Genomic DNA, 16730 nt, shown 5'->3' with positions numbered 1-16730 from the left:
TGGCGGGAGCGCAGGGTAGCCCGGAGCATGAGCCTCGTCACAGGAGATGTCGGAGTACGCCTCACGGTCAACGGCGAGGAGCACCGGATCGAGTGCGACGTCCGGACGACCCTCCTCGACGCGCTGCGTGAGAGGCTCGGGCTGACCGGGTCCAAGAAGGGGTGCGACCGCGGTCAGTGCGGATCGTGCACGGTGCTGTCCGGTGGTCGGCGCGTGGTCAGCTGCCTGACGCTGGCCGTCGCGGCACAGGACGACGACATCACCACCGTCGAGGGGCTCGCCGACGGCGAGGACCTGCATCCCGTGCAGGCGTCGTTCCTCGCGCACGACGCATTCCAGTGCGGCTACTGCACCCCCGGTCAGATCTGCTCTGCCGTCGCCGTGCTCGACGAGGTGAAGAACGGATGGCCCAGCGCCGTCACCGAGGACCTCGACGGCGTGCCGACGGCCTCGGACGCGGACATCCGAGAACGGATGAGCGGCAACATCTGTCGGTGCGGCGCCTACCCCAACATCGTCGATGCCGTGCGAGAGAACATCGACGGCAGATCCGATCGGACGATGGAGACGGGCGCGGAACAGTGAGAACATTCGCGTACGACCGTGCCGCCGACGCGTCGACCATCGCGTCCGCACTCGCCGAGGGGTCCACCCGCGTGCTGGCCGGCGGAACCAACCTCGTGGATCTGATGAAGCTGGGAATCGAGACCCCGGACCGGCTCGTCGACATCACGGGTCTGGCCCTGGCGGACATCGAGTGGAACGACGGCAGTGGCGGCGGGGTGCCGGGTCTTCGTGTCGGGGCCCTGGTCCGCAACAGCGATCTGGCCGCCGACCCCGTCGTGCGTTCGCGGTTTCCCGTCCTGTCGCGCGCTGTGCTCTCGGGTGCGTCCGGTCAACTGCGGAACATGGCGACCACGGGCGGGAACCTGTTCCAGCGCACCCGCTGTCCGTACTTCATGAACGTCGACACAGCGTGCAACAAGCGTGAACCGGGCTCGGGCTGTTCGGCCCTGGACGGCGATCGGCGCAACGCCGCGGTGCTGGGCGCATCGCAGCACTGCATCGCCACCCATCCCTCGGACATGGCCGTGGGTCTCGCGGTGCTCGATCCCACTGTCACCGTCGTCGGGACCGACGGAGTGCGCGAGATCCGGTTCGCCGATCTGCATCGGCTTCCCGAGTCCGCACCTGAACGCGATTCGACTCTGCGACAGGACGAGTGGGTGACACATCTCGATATACCGCCGCTTCCACCCGGTGCGCGCTCGACCTACCGGAAGGTGCGGGACCGTGCGTCCTACGCCTTCGCGAGGGTGTCCGTCGCCGCCGTCGTGGTCGTGGAGAACGGGGTGTTCACCACGGTGCGCATCGCGCTGGGCGGAGCCGCTCACAAGCCGTGGCGGGCCACGGTCGCCGAGTCCGAGCTGCTCGGGGCGATCCCGTCCCGGAGCGGCGTGATCGCTGCGATGGAGCGCGAGCTCGCCGCGGCACACACGTTCCCCGACAACGACTACAAGTTGTCACTCCTCGCGTCGACGGTGGCCTCCACCGTGACGTCCCTCGCCGACGCGGCCGCGGACGAGGCGGCCACCCGATGACCGTCACGGGAACACCGGTCGAGCGGCTCGAGGGCCGCGACAAGGTCACCGGAGCCGCCCGGTACGCGGCGGAGTACCGGGACGTCGGTGGAGAACCAGCGCACGCGGCGATCGTCGGCGCCGCCGTTCCGGCGGGGCGTGTGCTGGACGTGGATCGTGCCTCGGCGCTGACGCTTCCGGGTGTCCTCGCCGTGCTGTGGCACGGTAACGCTCCGACGCTCGGGTCCGCCGGGGACGGCGAGTTGCAGGTGCTCCAGTCCGATGTCGTCGCCTACCGCGGGCAGATCGTCGCCGTGGTCGTGGCGGAGACGTCGGAGCAGGCGACGTGTGCGGCCTCCGTTCTGGACGTCACGTACGAGAGTCGCCAGTGCGACAACGAATTACGGGAGCATCACCCGGGCATCTACGCACCCGAGCAGGTGAACGCGGGCTTCGACACCGATGTCGTCACCGGGGAACCGGAGCGGCGCTTCGAGGAGTCCGCGGTGCGCGTCGACGTCCGCTACACGACGCCGCCCGAACACAATGCGCCCATGGAGCCGCACGCGTCGATCGCCGCGTGGAGCGAGGACCGGTCGACCCTCACGGTCTGGGACTCGACGCAGGCGCCGTCCGGCGTGGCCGGAGATCTCGCCGAGCTCTTCGGCGTCGACTCGGACGCCGTGCGCGTCATCGCCCGGCACGTGGGCGGCGGCTTCGGATCGAAAGGGAGCACGCGACCGAACGCGGTCGTCGCGGCCATGGCGTCGTCCGTCGTGGGTCGACCGGTCTCGTTTCCGGTTCCACGCCGGTCGACCTTCGACTTCGTCGGCTACCGGACGCCGACGATCCAGCGGGTCCGACTGTCGGCGGACGCGGACGGCTCGATGACGGCGTTGCTGCACGATTCGCTCCAGCAGACCTCCACCGTGATGGAGTTCGTGGAGCAGACGTCCGAGGGCAGTCGCCACGTGTACGACATCGACGACGTCTCGACCACGCATCGCGCGGTCGCGCTGGACGTCGGGACACCGCGCTGGATGCGCGCTCCCGGTGAGGCGCCCGGCATGTTCGCTCTGGAGTGCGCGGTGGACGAACTGGCCCACGCGCTCGGAACGGACCCCGTCGAGTTGCGGCTGCGGAACGAGCCGTCGGTCGATCCCGCGGACGGGCAGACCTACAGCTCACGTACCGTCCGCGCCGTCTTCGAGGAGGGCGCGCGGCGCTTCGGTTGGGCCGGTCGTGACCCGCGGCCCGCGATACGCCGAGACGGACGCACCCTCGTCGGGACCGGTGTCGCGATGGCGACCTACCCCGCGATGACGTCGCCGAGCACGGCGCGGGCGACCGTCCGTGACGACGGGACGGTCGACGTGTCCGTCGCCGCGTCGGACATCGGTACCGGCGCACGAACGGTGCTCGCCCAGATCGCCGCCGACGCGCTCGAGGTCGCGCTGGACCGGGTCCACATCCACGTCGGGGACAGTGCGCTGCCCACGGCGCCCGGCGCAGGCGGGTCCTCGGGTACCTCGTCGTGGGGCTGGGCGGTGACCAAGGCCTGTCGTGCGCTGCGCGCGGACGGAGACCTCGCACCGGGTGCGACGGCCACCGCGGACACCACCGACGACCTCGAGGAGCGTGCGGCGCTGGCGCGGCAGGCGTTCGGCGCCCATTTCGCCGAGGTGCACGTCGACGTCGACACGGGGGAGGTCCGCGTGACGCGGATGCTGGGCGTCTTCTCCGTGGGCCGTGTGCTGAACCCTCGGTTGGCTCGGTCACAGCTCCTGGGCGGCATGGTGTTCGGTATCGGCATGGCACTCATGGAGGAGAGCATCGTGGATCGACGACACGGCGGCTTCCTCAACGCCGACCTCGCGGAGTACCACGTCCCGGTGGACGCCGACGTCGCCGACATCGAGGCGATCTGGGTCGAGGAGCACGACGACGATCTGAACCCGATGGGCAGCAAGGGGATCGGCGAGATCGGCATCGTGGGGTCGCCTGCTGCCATCGCCAACGCGGTGTTCCACGCGTGCGGTGTCCGGGTGCGAGACCTGCCCATCACTCTCGACACCCTGATCGAGCGGATGGACCCCGCGCTGCGCCTGTGACCACCCGGTCAGCCCAGCAGATCGTCCAGGCGCTCGTAGCCCTCCCGCATGCCCTTCTCCATGCCGCTCGCTGCCATCGAGTCCCGCGCCTCCAGTGTCGGGTACACCGAGTGGCCCTCCAGCCGGCAGCGGTCACCCAGGTCGACGAACGTGAGGAACTCGATGCTCACCACGTCGGGGAAGCCCTCGTACTCGAAGGTCTGCACGGCGAACTCGTTCGTCCGCACCGTGTGGAACACGCCGTGGAACGCGTACTCCGCACCGCCGGGATCACGGTGGACGTAGCGGTACCGGCCACCGCCGCGGAAGTCGTACTCCTCGACCGACATCTCGTAGCCGGCGGGACCGAGCCAGCGGGACACCAGTTCGGGCTCCGCGTGCGCCCGGAAGACCGCGGACACGGGTGCGTCGAACTCGCGCCGGACATCGATGAACGGCAGACCCGCCGGTGAATGGATGTGCAGCGCCCTGTCGCCGGTTCCGGTCATCGTCGTCTCCTCGATCTCGGGTGGCGGGGAGGTCCAGTGTGAATCAGTGCTGGTCGTCGGTCGTGTGGATTCGAGAAGAACGGAAGGTGGTAGACACATCGGGACATGATCGCCGGTTCCACCGCGGCGAGGGTGTCTGCCATCACACTGCCGCGACAGCTCGGGGGACCCACGTGCGTATCGCTCTGCTGTCCTACCGGAGCAAGCCCCACGTCGGCGGTCAGGGTGTCTACGTCGCGCGTCTGAGTCGAGCGCTGGTGGACGAGGGGCACGAGGTCGAGGTGTTCTCCGGTCAGCCCTATCCCGATCTCGACCCGCGGGTGCGGCTCACGCGAGTACCGAGCCTCGACCTCTATCGAGACGACGATCCGTTCCGCACCCCGCGGCCCTCCGAGATCCGAGACCTGGTCGACGTGTCCGAGGTGCTGACCATGTGGACGGCCGGGTTCCCGGAGCCCCGCACGTTCGGGGCGCGCGCCGCTCGTCTGCTGCGCGCGCGAGCCGACGAGTTCGACGTGGTGCACGACAACCAGTCGCTGAGCTACGGATTGCTGCGCATCCCGTTGCCGCTCGTGGCCACCATTCATCACCCCATCACCCGCGACCGTGCCCTCGACCTCGCGGCGGCGCCGTGGCGACGACGGATCACCGTGCGGCGCTGGTACGGCTTCCTCACCATGCAGCGGCGGGTGGCGCGCCGGATCCCGCGGTTGCTGACCGTGTCCCGCTCGTCCGCGGTGGACATCGTGGACGCGTTCGGGGTCGCTCCGGGTGCGGTGACGGTGGTCCCGCTCGGGGTCGACACCACCGTGTTCACCCCCGGCGCGGCGCCGCGAGTTCCCGGCCGCATCGTCGCCGTCGCGAGTGCCGACGTCGCCCTCAAGGGTGTGCGGCACCTTCTCGAGGCGGTCGCGAAGATGCGCACCGAGCGGGATGTCGAACTCGAACTGGTGTCGAAGGTGGACCCCGCAGGGCCGACCCGGACGTTGATCGACGATCTCGGTATCGACGACATCGTGCGGACGCGGAGCGGTCTCGACGACGCCGAACTGGCGCGCGTGCTGGCGTCGGCCGACGTGGCCTGCGTGCCGTCGCTGTACGAGGGCTTCTCGCTCCCGACCATCGAGGCCATGGCCTGCGCGACCCCCCTCGTGGTGAGCCGCACCGGGGCGATCCCCGAGGTCGTGGGGCCCGACGGGCTCTGCGCCGATCTGGTACCTCCCGGTGACAGCGACGCCCTGGCGCGGGCCCTGATGCGCGCGCTGGACGACGAGCCCCGCCGACGCGCCATGGGCGAGCGCGGGCGGGAACGGGCCACGCAGACCTACGGCTGGCCGGCGGTGGCCGCCGCGACCGTCGCGGAGTACGAGAAGGCGATCGCCGATCGCCGTGGACGAGGGAATCGAGAGACGACATGCTGACGATGGACTTCGACCGGCTCGGCTTCGGTGCGGGCGATCGCGTCATCGACATCGGGTGCGGCCAGGGGCGCCACTCCTACGAGTTGTACCGCCGCGGGGCCCATGTCACCGCCTTCGACCAGAACGCGGACGAACTCGACGAGGTCAAGGTCATGTTCGGCGCGATGGCCGAGGAGAAGCAGGTACCGGAGTCCGCCACGGCGGAGACGGTCGTCGGCGACGCGTTGTCCCTGCCGTTCCCGGACGAGTGGTTCGACGGGGTGATCGTGTCCGAGATGCTCGAGCACGTGCCGGACGACGCGTCGGCCATCGCCGAGATCGCGCGCGTGGTGCGCCCCGGCGGCACGGTGGCGGTGAGTGTCCCGCGCTGGTTGCCCGAGCGGGTCTGCTGGTCCCTCTCCGACGAGTACCACGCGAACGAGGGTGGCCACGTCCGGATCTACCGTGCGAGTGAGTTGGCGGCGTCACTCACCGCGGCGGGCCTCGAGGTCACGCACACCCACCACGCGCACGCACTGCACGCTCCGTACTGGTGGCTCAAGTGCGCGGTCGGGGTGCGGAACGACGATCACCCGCTGGTGCGCGGCTATCACTCGATGCTGGTGTGGGACATGATGAAGGCCCCGCGCACCACCCGAGTGCTCGAGCAGGTCCTGAATCCCGTCATCGGCAAGTCCGTGGTGATCTACCTGCGCAAGCCGGAGACCGGGATCGGCGGACCGGGGGCCGGACGTGGCGCTCACTGATCACGTGACGCCGTCGATTCCCGGAATCCTGTCCGCCGAGCAGTGTCTCGCCAGTGCGCGCAGCATCGCCGCCGTCCAGGTCCGGTCCGGGGCGATTCCGTGGTCCGAGGGCGGGCACCTCGACCCGTGGGACCACGTCGAATCGGCCATGGCGCTCAGCGCCGCGGGCCTCGTCGAGGAGGCCGACGCCGCGTACGAGTGGTCGCGGCGCACGCAGCGCAGCGACGGCACCTGGCCGATCCGGCTGCGCGGCGACGTCGTGGAGGACGCCGGCGCCGACACCAACTTCTGCGCGTACATCGCGGTGGGAGTGTGGCACCACTTCCTCGTCACCGGCGACGACAACTTCGCCCTGGCCCTGTGGCCCACCGTGCGCCGCGCCGTCGACTTCGTCCTCGGTCTGCAGACCGACCGCGGCGAGATCGCCTGGGCCGCAGGGCCGAACGGATCGCGTGCCGAGGCCCTGCTCACCGGGAACGCCAGCATCCACCACAGTCTGCGGTGCGCGCTGGCCCTCGCGGCGTACATCGGCGACCCGCAGCCGGACTGGGAGGTCGCCGTCGGCCGGTTGGGTCATGTTCTGCGGCATCACCTCTCGGCTTTCACGCCGAAGCCGTCGTACTCCATGGACTGGTACTACCCGATCCTGGGCGGCGCCGTGCGCGGACCGGCGGCCGGGCGGCGCATCGACGACCGGTGGTCGGACTTCGTCGTGGAGGGGCTCGGCATCCGCTGTGTCGACGACCGACCGTGGGTCACCGGTGCCGAAACGTGTGAGCTGGTTCTGACTCTCGACGCGATGGACCGGGTCGACGTGGCGACGGACCTGCTCGGAAGCATGCAGCACCTGCGGGAGGACGACGGGTCGTACTGGACCGGGCTGGTCTACGCGGACGGCAAGCGGTGGCCCGTCGAGAGGACGACGTGGACCACCGGAGCCATGATTCTGGCGGCCGACGCCCTGTCCCGGTCCAGTGCCGGATCCGGCATCTTCCGGGGGGACGATCTGCCCGTCGGGCTCTCCGGTGCGCATCGCAGCTGCGGCTGCGCGGGGGAGTCCTACCCGGCGAGCGTGCCCGGCTGACCCGAGGTCCGCACCAGCACTCGCAGTGAGCCGACCACGCGGTTCTCGGTGAACATGCCGCTGTCGAGGGCGCGCCGGTAGATGCGGTACGGGGCCTGCCCGCCGTCCGCCGGATCCGGGAACACGTCGTGGATGAGCAGGGCGCCTCCGACCGCGACCCACGGCGCCCACCCCTGGAAATCGACCGTGGCCGCCTCGTCGGTGTGGCCGCCGTCGATGAACAGCACGTCGACGGGATGCTTCCACAGCGCGGCGACGTCGCCGGAACGGCCGACGACGGCGACGACGACGTCCTCGAGGCCCGCCCCCGCCAGGGTGCGGCGGAATCGTCCGAGAGTGTCCAGCGCACCGGTGGCCGGGTCGACGAGCGTGGTGTCGTGGTACTCCCAGCCGACCTGGTGCTCCTCGGATCCGTGGTGGTGGTCGACGGTGACCACACGGCCGCCCGTGGCGCGCGCCGCGGCGCCGAGGTACACGGTCGACTTGCCGCAGTAGGTGCCGATCTCCACCACCACGCCGTCGCCCAGGAACTCGGCGGCGGCGTCGAAGAGCGCGAGTCCCTCGTCGGCGGGCATGAATCCTGTTGCCGCCTCGGCGAACTCGCGCAGGTCGTCGGGCATGACGGGACGTGCGGGGGTGTCGGTCACACGGGCGAGCCTAGCTGGTCGAACACCTTGCCCGGGTTGAGGATGCCCTGCGGATCGAGTGCGTCCTTGACCGCGCGGTGCATCGCGAGGACCACCGGATCGAGTTCCTGGACGAGTCCGTGCATCTTGAGCAGGCCGACGCCGTGCTCGCCGGTGACCGTGCCGCCGAGGGCGAGTGCGGCGTCGATGATCTCGGCGAACGCCGCCTGCGAGCGTGCTCGGGCGGCGTCGTCGCCCGGGGGAGTGATGAGCAGTGGGTGCAGGTTGCCGTCGCCGGCGTGGGCGATGTTGGCGATGACGACGTCGTGGGCGATGCCGATCTTCTCGATCCGCGACAGCATCTCCGGCACATGGCGTTTGGGGACGCACACGTCCTCGGTGAGCACCGGGCCCAGTCGTTCCATGGCCGGGTAGGCCAGGCGCCGCGCCGCGAAGAGCGCGTCCGCCTCCTCCTGATCGGTGGACACCGCCGACCAGGTGGCGCCGCCCTCGTCGAAGCAGGCGAGCATTTTCTCCGCCTCCTGGTCACCGATCTGCCCGGGGGTGTCCACGCGGCCGAGCAGCACCACTTCGGCGTCGACGGACAGTCCCATGTTCTTCCACGCGTCCACCGCGAGGAGGCACTGCTTGTCCACCAGTTCCAGAGCGCAGGGGGTGAGCCCGGCGGCGGCGACGGCGGCGACCGCTCGGCCCGCGTCGACGATCGAGTCGAAGTAGCCGGCGACGGTGCGTTGCGGGTCCTGGAGGGGGCGCAGTTTGACGGTGATCTCGGTGATGACGCCGAGTGTTCCTTCCGAGCCGACCATCAGTCCGGCGAGGTCGTACCCCGCGACGCCCTTCGCGGTGCGTCGGCCGAGTCGGACCTTCTCACCGGTGCCCGTGACCACCTCCATGCCCATGACGTAGTCGCGGGTCACGCCGTACTTCACGCAGCACAGGCCGCCGGCGTTGGTGGCGACGTTGCCGCCGATGGTCGACCACGGCGAACTCGCCGGATCCGGTGGGTACCAGAGGCCGACCTCCGCGACGGCAGCGCGCAGATCGTCGTTGATCACGCCCGGTTGCACGACGGCGTACCGCTCGAGGTGATCGATCTCGGTGATCGCGGTCATGCGGTCGAGCGCGAGGACGATGCACCCCGCGGTGGCGTTCGCGCCGCCGGAGAGCCCTGTCCCGGCGCCGCGCGTCACCACGGCGGTGCCGTGGTCGAGGCACGCCCGTACCGTCGCCTGGACCTCGTCGGCCGTGGCCGGACGCACCACCGCGAGAGGGGTCGCGGACGGCGCCCACTCGGCCTCGTCGTGCTGGTAGGACGCCATGACGTCGGGATCGACCACCACCCGATCGGCGGGGAGTACGGCGAGCAGGGCATCGACGATCATCGGTCGAGCGTAGCGCCGGGCGACCGCCCGCCCGCCGGATCCCGCCCCCCTCTTCGGAGGGTGGTGGGAGTGGTTCAGGTCACATACGTTCCTCCCGAGTCCGACGATTCGGACGATCCTCACCTCGGATGGAGAACCATGACCACAGTTTCGCCGGACGACGCGACGGCGCGCGCCACCTCGGCACCACCCGTCGCGGCACCGCCCGCCACGAGCGTCCGCAAGGTGGCCGTCGCCAGCGGCATCGGAACGACCATCGAGTTCTACGACTTCTTCATCTACGGCACCGCGGCCGCGCTGGTGTTCCCGACGGTGTTCTTCCCGGCACTGGGATCGACGGCCGGCACCGTCGCCTCGTTCGCCACCTTCGCCGTCGCCTTCGTCGCGCGTCCCGCGGGAGCCGTGCTGTTCGGTCACTTCGGCGACCGCATCGGCCGCAAGAAGACGCTGATCTCGACGCTGCTGCTGATGGGTGTCTCCACCTTCGTCATCGGGCTGCTCCCCGGTGCCGCGACCATCGGCGTCGCCGCACCGATCATCCTGGTGGTGCTGCGGTTCGGGCAGGGGTTCGCCGTCGGCGGCGAATGGGCGGGAGCGACGCTGCTGACCGCCGAGTACGCACCGGCGAAGCGGCGCGGCTTCTACGGCATGTTCCCGCAGCTCGGTCCGGCCGCCGCCTTCATCCTCTCCAGCGCGACGTTCCTGGTGACCGGCGCCGTGTTCGGCGACACCAACGACACGTTCCTGAACTACGGGTGGCGCATCCCGTTCCTCTTCAGCGCCGTGCTGGTGCTGATCGGTCTCTACATGCGCCTCGCGATCGAGGAGACGCCGGTGTTCAAGGCCGATCAGGCCGCCGCCGCGACCACGCCGTCCGCTCCCACCCGGCTCCCGGTGCTCGAGGCGTGGCACGTGCAGAAGCGCGAGGTGCTGCTCGCGGCCGGTGCGCTGGCGTCGCTGTTCTCGCTGTTCTACATGGGCACCGCGTATCTCACGAGCTACGGCACGAAGACCCTCGGCTTCGACCGGCCGTTCGTGCTGTGGACCGGCATCGTCGGTGCGGTGATCTTCGGCATCACCATCGCGCTGTCGGCGACGTTCTCGGATCGGGTGGGTCGGCGCCGCGTCATCATGGTGTCCTGCGCGGCGGCCGTTCCCTGGTCGCTCGCCCTGTTCCCGATCCTCGACACGGGATCGAGTACGGCGTACGTGATCGCGATGTGCGTGACCCTGTCCATCTTCGGTATCGCCTACGGCCCCACCGGTGCGCTGCTCCCGGAGCTGTTCCGGACCCGGTTCCGCTACACCGGTGCCGGTCTCGGCTACAACCTGGCGGGCGTGCTCGGCGGTGCGATCCCACCGCTGCTGGCGGCTCCGTTGACGGCGCAGTTCGGCAGCATCGCCGTGGGCGTCATGCTGGCGCTCCTGTCGGTGCTCAGTCTGATCTGCACGCGAGCACTGGTGGAGACGAAGAACAACGACCTGACCTGACCTGACCCCACGACGACGAATCCGGTGCAGAGATCCGCGGTGAACGCGGATCTCTGCACCGGATCTCGTGTGCGTGGAGGCTAGCGAGTGCCGCCCTTGGCGTACTCGGCGATCGCGTCGATGTTCGTCGAGTCGATGAAGGCCGGGCCGGTCAGAACGGGCGTGCCGCCACCGATGGTGTTGCCGTTGTTCAGGTACAGCCACAGCGAGTCGACGGCCAGGTAGCCCTGGAGGTACGGCTGCTGATCGACGGCCCACGCGACGTCGCCGCTCTGGATGGCCTCGACGAGTGCGGCGTTGGTGTCGAAGGTGACCACCGTGGCCTCGGAGTTGGCGTTCGCCTTGGACTGCACCGCGGTCAGCGCGATGGGAGCGCCCAGGGCGACGATGTGGTCGATGGTCGGATCCTGCTGCAGCTTGGCCGTGATGGTGGCCTCGACGGACGGCATGTCCTTGCTGTTGACGTTCAGGATCTCGGTGGAACCGCCGGTGAAGCCCTGCGTCACACCCGCGCAACGGGATTCGAGGGCGACCTGGCCCTGCTCCTGGATGATGCAGAGGGTCTTCTTCGCACCCTCGGTGGTCAGACGCGCACCGACGGCCTGGCCGGCGATGGTCTCGTCCTGGCCGAAGTACTGCTGGACGCCCTGGTCCTTCCACGCGTCGTAGCCGGAGTTGAAGGCGACGACCGGGATGCCGGCGGCCGTGGCGGCCTCGACGGCGGGTGCCATGGCGTCGGGCTTGGCCAGTGTGACCGCGATGCCGTCGACGTCGGAGTCGATGGCGCTCTGCACCAGGTTGGCCTGGTTCGGTGCCTCGGGATCGGCCGAGTAGCGCAGCTCGATGTTGTCCTTGGCCGCAGCCGCCTCGGCGCCCTTGCGGATGAGGTCCCAGAACGTGTCACCGGGAACCTCGTGCGTGATCATCGCGATCGTGGCGCGCGGGGTGTCGGCCGTGCCGGCGTTGCCGCCGCCGTCACCGGAGGACTCCGGTGCGCCGCCCGAACTGGAGCAGCCCGCTGCCAGGCTGACGCTCAGTGCCACGCCGAGAGCGACAGCAGTGCCCCGACGGGTGAAATGACGTGTCATTCGGTCTCTTTCTCGAACGCCGACGAGAGAACAACGCGGCGACATACTGGGTACGACTGGAATGGATCGAGCCGGTGACCTCTTCGGTCGCGGCCCGACATATGTGTAATCCACATCACAAGGGAAGTCAATAGTTTGTTCGGACAATACGTCCGCAGCACAGCGAGCCGTCAGGATCGAGGTCCGGTCGCGATCATCGCCAGGACGGCCGGGCGGTCGAGCTTGCCGCGGGCCGTGCGGGGGAGCGCGGTTACCGTGACCACGCGGGTGGGCATCGCCGGTGCCTCGAGGTGCGCCCGCAGATGACGCCGCAGAGCGGTGCGGTCGACCGGCTCCGAGACCGTGATCGCCGCGACCGGGACGTGCCCCATCCTCGGATCCGGCTCGCCCATACACGCCGCGTCGAGCACGCCGGGAAACCCCCGCAGGGCGGTCTCCACATCGAGTGGCTCCACCTTGAGGCCGCCGCGCACGATGGTGTCGGAACTGCGGCCCGCGAGAAACAGCCACCCGCCGTGGATCTCGCCCCGATCGCCCACGCTCGTCCACCCGTTCACGGGCCCGTCGGACGGTTCCGCGTGGTCGGGGTGGGTCAGGTATCCGTCGAACAGCATGTCGCTGTGCACGCTGACGACGCCGTCCACAGTTCTCGTGCGGACACCCGAGACGAGCCGCCCGGCGGAGCCGTCGGGAACCGGTTCGGTGGAGGAGTCCACGGCCACCAACGACAGTTCCGAGGCTCCGTAGAAGTGCACGAGCCGAGCGCCGGGAACGCGAGCGGACAGGGCGTCGCGACCGGAGCGCGGCCAGAAAGCACCCGAGGACAACACTTCTCGGACCTGCGCCAGCCCGGGTCGGGTGGACACGGCGATGTCGTGTGCGAGGGTGGGCACGGTGTAGACGTGCGTCGGGTCGACATCTCCCGCGGAGGACCACGACTCGAGGGGTCGTAGGTCCACGGCAGCACCTCGCGTGAGCGCGTGCACCAGTCCGTAGAGGAAGTGGGTGTGGTCCAGGACGCCCGGTGCGGCCACCCGGGAGTGCCGGTCCACGGTGAACTCCTCGTCGGACCGATCGAGCGTGCGCGACCACGACCGCCGCGAGCGGACGAAGAGCTTGGGGGTGCCCGACGTGCCGGAAGTCAACCCCGCCAGCAGTTCTCCGGCCTCGTCCGGTGCCGGGAGGGGGACCGCGGGCGCGGCGGCGAGGTCGTCGGGCGAGGTGAGCGTGCCGGTGACGCCGAGTCGACGCAGCCGGGTCCGCCCGCGCTCCGTGGCGATCACCGCAGCGGGGCGACCGATCTCGAGAACCGATGCGAGGTGGTCGGGAAGCAGGTGGCGGTGCAGGAGGACGAGCGAGCAACCTGCACGGATCGCGCCGAGAACCGTGACGACGGAACCGAGATCGGACGCCGGGAGTACGGCCACTCGCTCCGCACCGAGCAGGCGTGCGGCGACGCGTCCCGACCGATCCCACATCTCACGATAGGTGAGACTGCCGTCCGCGGCGACGACCGCGAGCGAGTCCGGACGGTCCCGGGCGCGACGACCGATGCGCTCGTCGATCGAGTCCGCGATCACGCGTCATCGTCCCGGTCGTCGTCCACACCGCGGGCGACGAGGCTGTCTCCCAGCGCATCCGCGGTCCGCAGCGCGCGGACCACCACGGGTGTCGCCAGCGCGGTCATCGACCACTGCAGTCCGCGGGCCTTCCGTGCGTCGGAGACCTCGTGCACGATGCCGGTGAGGACGGGGACGAGCCGGATCGTCAGTGCCAGCAGCAGTCCGATGCGGTCGGGGTCGACGCCGAAGCGCCGCAACGGTTCCAGGACCCTGCCGCACACGTCGAGCATCGCGGTCACCCGGGTGGTGAGGGTGACCAGACTCGCCGCGGCCACCGTGACGACGAGAATCCCGCACACGACCACGGCGCGGGCCGGGGTCGTGATGATCACCTGGAACACCGCGATGATCGCGATCATCCAGAAGAGCGGCCGGATCTGCGCGAGTGCGGTCCGCGGGCCGATGCCCCCGATCCCGAAGAGAACGGCAACCACGCCGGCAGCGACCGCGACGTCGACCGGTCGGCGAACGAGGGCGATGACCGCGATGACGCCGACCATGAGCAGCAGAAGCTTCCACCCGGCCGGAAGTCGGTGCAGGAGCGAGTGACCGGGTCGGTAGAGGCCGATCATTCGAGCAGCGCCTCGTACGCGGGCAGGGCGTCGGCGGGCCGTCCGTCGTGGGCGACCCGAGCGTCGTGGATCACGATGACGCGATCGAAGTTCGTCAGGAGATCGAGGTGATGTGTCACCACGACGACCTGCTGCTCGAGAGTGTCGAACACCGCGCCGACCTTGCGGGAGTTGCGGAGATCGAGAAGCGTGGTGGGTTCGTCGGCCACCAGGACCTCGGGTCGGCGGATCAGCACTGCGCCGATCGCCAGCATCTGTTTCTGTCCGCCGGACAACAGGTGCGCGGGATGATCGGCGTGACCGGCCAGCCCGAAACGGTCGAGCATGTCGGCGACGCGGTCCGCCACCTCGTCCTTCGACGCTCCGGTGCGGCGCAGCGAGAACGCCAGATCTTCGGCGACGGTCGGCATCACGATCTGGTTGTCCGGGTCCGTGAACACGAACCCGACCTTCCGTCGCACCTGGCCACCCTTGCGCGCGACGTTCAGACCGTCGACGGTGACGGTGCCGGAACTCGGCGACACCAGACCGTTGATCATGCGGGCCAGGGTCGACTTCCCGGAGCCGTTGGATCCGACGATGCCGACGCGGTGTTCGGTGATCTCGAGATCGATGTCGCGCAGCACGGGCCGATCGCCGTATCCGTGCGAGACGTGATCGAACCGGATCACGCTCATGCTCCGACTCGTTCCACGAGCATGGCGATGCCCTGACCACCGCCGATGGCGCAGACCGCAAGACCGAGAGCGGGGGAGTCGGTCGTGGCCATCTGCTCAGCCAACCGGACGAGGAGAATCGCTCCGGAGGCGCCCCACGGGTGTCCGAGCGCGATGGCCCCTCCGTGCGGGCACACGATGTCCGGATCGATGCCCAGCCGGTCGACGGCCGCCAGGGCCACCGAGGCGAAGGCCTCGGTGATCTCGACGATCCCGACGTCGGACAGGTCCACTCCGCAGCGGTCGAGGACGGCGCGGACCGCGGGCACGGGGGACAGTCCGGGGAGCGCGGGATCCGTCCCGGCGACGGCCCAGCCGAGTACACGCAGGGCAGGGCCGTCGGCCCGGTCCGCGGTCGTCACGGCGAGCACGGCCGCGCCGTCGGAGATGCCGCACGAGTTGCCCGCGGTGGCGGTGCCGTCGGGGGAGAACGCCGGACGCAGCCTGCTCAGACGCGCCGTGGTGAGTCCGCTGCGCACCCGCTCGTCCCGATCGATCCCGGCGACGGTGACGATCTCCGCCGAGAAGTCCGTCTGCGAGGCGAGTCGGTGCGAGCGTTCGGCGTACGCGTCCTGTCGCTCCCGGTCGATGCCGAGCGTGCGGGCGAGATCGTCCGCGGCCGTGCCCATGTCGGGGTCGGGGTGACCGCGCGGGGTGAACGGTGCGCGCGTGTACCGCTGCGGACCCCCGTCGCCGACCGGGGCGTGGAAACGCCACGGCGCCGTGCTCGCCGATTCGACTCCCCCCGCGAGAATCAGGGCGTCGTCACCCGCGCGGACACGGGACGAGGCCAGGGCCACGGCGTCGAGGCCCGAGCCGCACTGGCGGTCGACCGTCACGCCGGGAACGTGGTGACCGAGACCGGCCTGCAGCGCGGCGACCCGAGCGAGGTCGCCGCCGGGACCGAGGCAGTTGCCCAGGACGACGTCGTCGATGCGGCCGAGATGGTGCACCCGGCGAGCGACGTCGGCGAGGACGGGTGCCGCGAGGTCGGCGGCCGTCAGGTCGGCGAACGCATGCCCCGCCGTGCCGATCGCCGTCCGCCGTCCCGCCAGCAGGATCGGATCGCGCGGGGACGAGCGCACCATGTCAGGCGGCGGACCCGACGGTCGCGCGACGCCGCGGCGCGACGAGACCGGGGTAGGCGCGGTGCACGCCCTTCGCGACGACGGTCGCGACGACGACCTTGACCGCGTCGCCGGGAACGTAGGCGCCCGTGGACGCGATGGCCGCCCCTACGCCGAGGTCGGTGCGCAGCAGGAGGCCGAGGACGCCGAAGACGTAGATGACGGCGATGCCGCCCACGGCGTTGACGAGCAGACCGGCCCACAGCGGGTAGGACGGGACGATCAGCCGCGTGAGCGCGCCGATGACGAAGGCGCCCACGACCCATCCGACGAGGTACCCGACGCTGGGGGCCGCGAAGACGCCGAGACCGCCGCGTCCGCCGGCGAGCAACGGGAGGCCGATCGCGACGAGTGCGAGCAGGACCAGTACCGCGGCCGCACCCTTGCGGGCGCCGAGAACCGCGCCCGCGGCGATGACGCCGAGGGTCTGCAGGGTGATGGGCACACCGCTGATGCCGACCGTGATGGAGCCGGGAAGGCCGAGTGCCGCGATCAGTGCCGCGAAGACGGCGACCTGAGCGAGGTCACGAGCCGAGAAACGAGGGGACACGGTCGGGACTCCTGTGCGTGGCGTGAGCGAGGACCACTTGAACGGTGTTCAAGTGCGCGGAGTCACGCTAGTGGGGTGCTCGTACCCGGTGCAACTCCCCGTCGT

At 70.1% G+C, this 16730-nt stretch carries 16 protein-coding genes; 7 read left to right on the top strand and 9 right to left on the bottom strand.

What is annotated here, in order from left to right:
* Positions 1–27 precede the first annotated feature (27 nt).
* The 3 genes from QE449_RS15370 to QE449_RS15360 are packed head-to-tail and all read left to right on the top strand — an operon-like array spanning position 28 to position 3691.
* Positions 28–585: a 2Fe-2S iron-sulfur cluster-binding protein gene (locus QE449_RS15370; RefSeq protein ID WP_307109082.1), complete on the top strand. Its 558-nt coding sequence runs from the start codon at positions 28–30 to the stop codon at positions 583–585.
* Entirely contained in the window at positions 582–1601 is a 1020-nt protein-coding gene (locus QE449_RS15365; protein ID WP_307109081.1) for a xanthine dehydrogenase family protein subunit M, read from the top strand. The genes QE449_RS15370 and QE449_RS15365 overlap by 4 nt, the downstream gene beginning before the upstream one ends.
* Positions 1598–3691 (top strand): xanthine dehydrogenase family protein molybdopterin-binding subunit, encoded by a 2094-nt coding sequence (locus QE449_RS15360; protein ID WP_307109080.1) that lies wholly within the window; start codon positions 1598–1600, stop codon positions 3689–3691. The genes QE449_RS15365 and QE449_RS15360 overlap by 4 nt, the downstream gene beginning before the upstream one ends.
* Before the next feature lie 8 nt (positions 3692–3699).
* On the opposite strand, the gene QE449_RS15355 is transcribed toward QE449_RS15360, so the two are convergent.
* Entirely contained in the window at positions 3700–4179 is a 480-nt protein-coding gene (locus QE449_RS15355) for an SRPBCC family protein (protein WP_027503962.1), read from the bottom strand.
* Between the two features lie 173 nt (positions 4180–4352).
* On the opposite strand from QE449_RS15355, the gene QE449_RS15350 reads away from it, so the two are divergent.
* From QE449_RS15350 to QE449_RS15340, 3 genes are read left to right on the top strand one after another with little or no spacing between them, the layout of a single operon-like run.
* Positions 4353–5600, top strand: coding sequence for a glycosyltransferase family 4 protein (locus QE449_RS15350; RefSeq protein WP_056447340.1), 1248 nt, complete (start codon positions 4353–4355; stop codon positions 5598–5600).
* Positions 5594–6346 (top strand): class I SAM-dependent methyltransferase, encoded by a 753-nt coding sequence (locus tag QE449_RS15345; protein ID WP_027503960.1) that lies wholly within the window; start codon positions 5594–5596, stop codon positions 6344–6346. The genes QE449_RS15350 and QE449_RS15345 overlap by 7 nt, the downstream gene beginning before the upstream one ends.
* Positions 6333–7430, top strand: a complete 1098-nt coding sequence (locus tag QE449_RS15340; RefSeq protein WP_307109079.1) for a prenyltransferase — start codon at positions 6333–6335, stop codon at positions 7428–7430. The genes QE449_RS15345 and QE449_RS15340 overlap by 14 nt, the downstream gene beginning before the upstream one ends.
* Here QE449_RS15340 and QE449_RS15335 read toward each other — a convergent pair.
* Both QE449_RS15335 and QE449_RS15330 read right to left on the bottom strand, forming a co-directional pair.
* The gene (locus QE449_RS15335; RefSeq protein ID WP_307109734.1) at positions 7406–8050 is read right to left on the bottom strand and encodes a class I SAM-dependent methyltransferase; all 645 of its coding nucleotides are present in this window, start codon (positions 8048–8050) and stop codon (positions 7406–7408) included. The two genes, QE449_RS15340 and QE449_RS15335, sit on opposite strands and share 25 nt — an antisense overlap.
* A gap of 23 nt (positions 8051–8073) precedes the next feature.
* The gene (locus QE449_RS15330; protein WP_222646087.1) at positions 8074–9459 is read right to left on the bottom strand and encodes an FAD-binding oxidoreductase; all 1386 of its coding nucleotides are present in this window, start codon (positions 9457–9459) and stop codon (positions 8074–8076) included.
* 138 nt (positions 9460–9597) lie between these two features.
* Between QE449_RS15330 and QE449_RS15325 the strand changes: the two genes are divergently transcribed.
* Positions 9598–10950: an MFS transporter gene (locus QE449_RS15325; RefSeq protein ID WP_222627478.1), complete on the top strand. Its 1353-nt coding sequence runs from the start codon at positions 9598–9600 to the stop codon at positions 10948–10950.
* Positions 10951–11030: 80 nt separating this feature from the next.
* Here the strand turns inward: QE449_RS15325 and QE449_RS15320 are convergent, their stop codons facing one another.
* From QE449_RS15320 to QE449_RS15295, 6 genes are all read right to left on the bottom strand, one after another.
* Positions 11031–12038: a substrate-binding domain-containing protein gene (locus QE449_RS15320; protein ID WP_027503955.1), complete on the bottom strand. Its 1008-nt coding sequence runs from the start codon at positions 12036–12038 to the stop codon at positions 11031–11033.
* Between the two features lie 170 nt (positions 12039–12208).
* The gene (locus QE449_RS15315) at positions 12209–13618 is read right to left on the bottom strand and encodes a class I adenylate-forming enzyme family protein (protein ID WP_307109078.1); all 1410 of its coding nucleotides are present in this window, start codon (positions 13616–13618) and stop codon (positions 12209–12211) included.
* Positions 13615–14232: an energy-coupling factor transporter transmembrane protein EcfT gene (locus QE449_RS15310; RefSeq protein ID WP_222627477.1), complete on the bottom strand. Its 618-nt coding sequence runs from the start codon at positions 14230–14232 to the stop codon at positions 13615–13617. The genes QE449_RS15315 and QE449_RS15310 overlap by 4 nt, the downstream gene beginning before the upstream one ends.
* Positions 14229–14909, bottom strand: coding sequence for an energy-coupling factor ABC transporter ATP-binding protein (locus QE449_RS15305; RefSeq protein ID WP_027503952.1), 681 nt, complete (start codon positions 14907–14909; stop codon positions 14229–14231). Before QE449_RS15305 ends, QE449_RS15310 begins: the two co-directional genes overlap by 4 nt.
* Positions 14906–16036 (bottom strand): thiolase family protein, encoded by a 1131-nt coding sequence (locus tag QE449_RS15300; protein ID WP_027503951.1) that lies wholly within the window; start codon positions 16034–16036, stop codon positions 14906–14908. The genes QE449_RS15305 and QE449_RS15300 overlap by 4 nt, the downstream gene beginning before the upstream one ends.
* Position 16037: 1 nt before the next feature.
* Complete coding sequence (locus QE449_RS15295) at positions 16038–16625, bottom strand: biotin transporter BioY (protein ID WP_037183888.1); 588 nt, start codon at positions 16623–16625, stop codon at positions 16038–16040.
* Positions 16626–16730 lie beyond the last annotated feature (105 nt).

This window comes from Rhodococcus sp. SORGH_AS_0303, from assembly GCF_030819335.1.
Taxonomy (GTDB): Bacteria; Actinomycetota; Actinomycetes; order Mycobacteriales; family Mycobacteriaceae; genus Rhodococcoides.
This window is presented reverse-complemented; position numbering and strand designations above follow the sequence as displayed.

Excerpts from the sequence above, each read along its gene's own strand:
- QE449_RS15370 (WP_307109082.1), top strand. The coding sequence starts at position 28 with ATGAGCCTCGTCACAGGAGATGTCGGAGTACGCCTCACGGTCAACGGC.
- QE449_RS15360 (WP_307109080.1), top strand. The coding sequence starts at position 1,598 with ATGACCGTCACGGGAACACCGGTCGAGCGGCTCGAGGGCCGCGACAAG.
- QE449_RS15355 (WP_027503962.1), bottom strand. The coding sequence starts at position 4,179 with ATGACCGGAACCGGCGACAGGGCGCTGCACATCCATTCACCGGCGGGT.
- QE449_RS15345 (WP_027503960.1), top strand. The coding sequence starts at position 5,594 with ATGCTGACGATGGACTTCGACCGGCTCGGCTTCGGTGCGGGCGATCGC.
- QE449_RS15335 (WP_307109734.1), bottom strand. The coding sequence starts at position 8,050 with ATGCCCGACGACCTGCGCGAGTTCGCCGAGGCGGCAACAGGATTCATG.
- QE449_RS15330 (WP_222646087.1), bottom strand. The coding sequence starts at position 9,459 with ATGATCGTCGATGCCCTGCTCGCCGTACTCCCCGCCGATCGGGTGGTG.
- QE449_RS15325 (WP_222627478.1), top strand. The coding sequence starts at position 9,598 with ATGACCACAGTTTCGCCGGACGACGCGACGGCGCGCGCCACCTCGGCA.
- QE449_RS15320 (WP_027503955.1), bottom strand. The coding sequence starts at position 12,038 with ATGACACGTCATTTCACCCGTCGGGGCACTGCTGTCGCTCTCGGCGTG.
- QE449_RS15310 (WP_222627477.1), bottom strand. The coding sequence starts at position 14,232 with ATGATCGGCCTCTACCGACCCGGTCACTCGCTCCTGCACCGACTTCCG.
- QE449_RS15305 (WP_027503952.1), bottom strand. The coding sequence starts at position 14,909 with ATGAGCGTGATCCGGTTCGATCACGTCTCGCACGGATACGGCGATCGG.
- QE449_RS15300 (WP_027503951.1), bottom strand. The coding sequence starts at position 16,036 with ATGGTGCGCTCGTCCCCGCGCGATCCGATCCTGCTGGCGGGACGGCGG.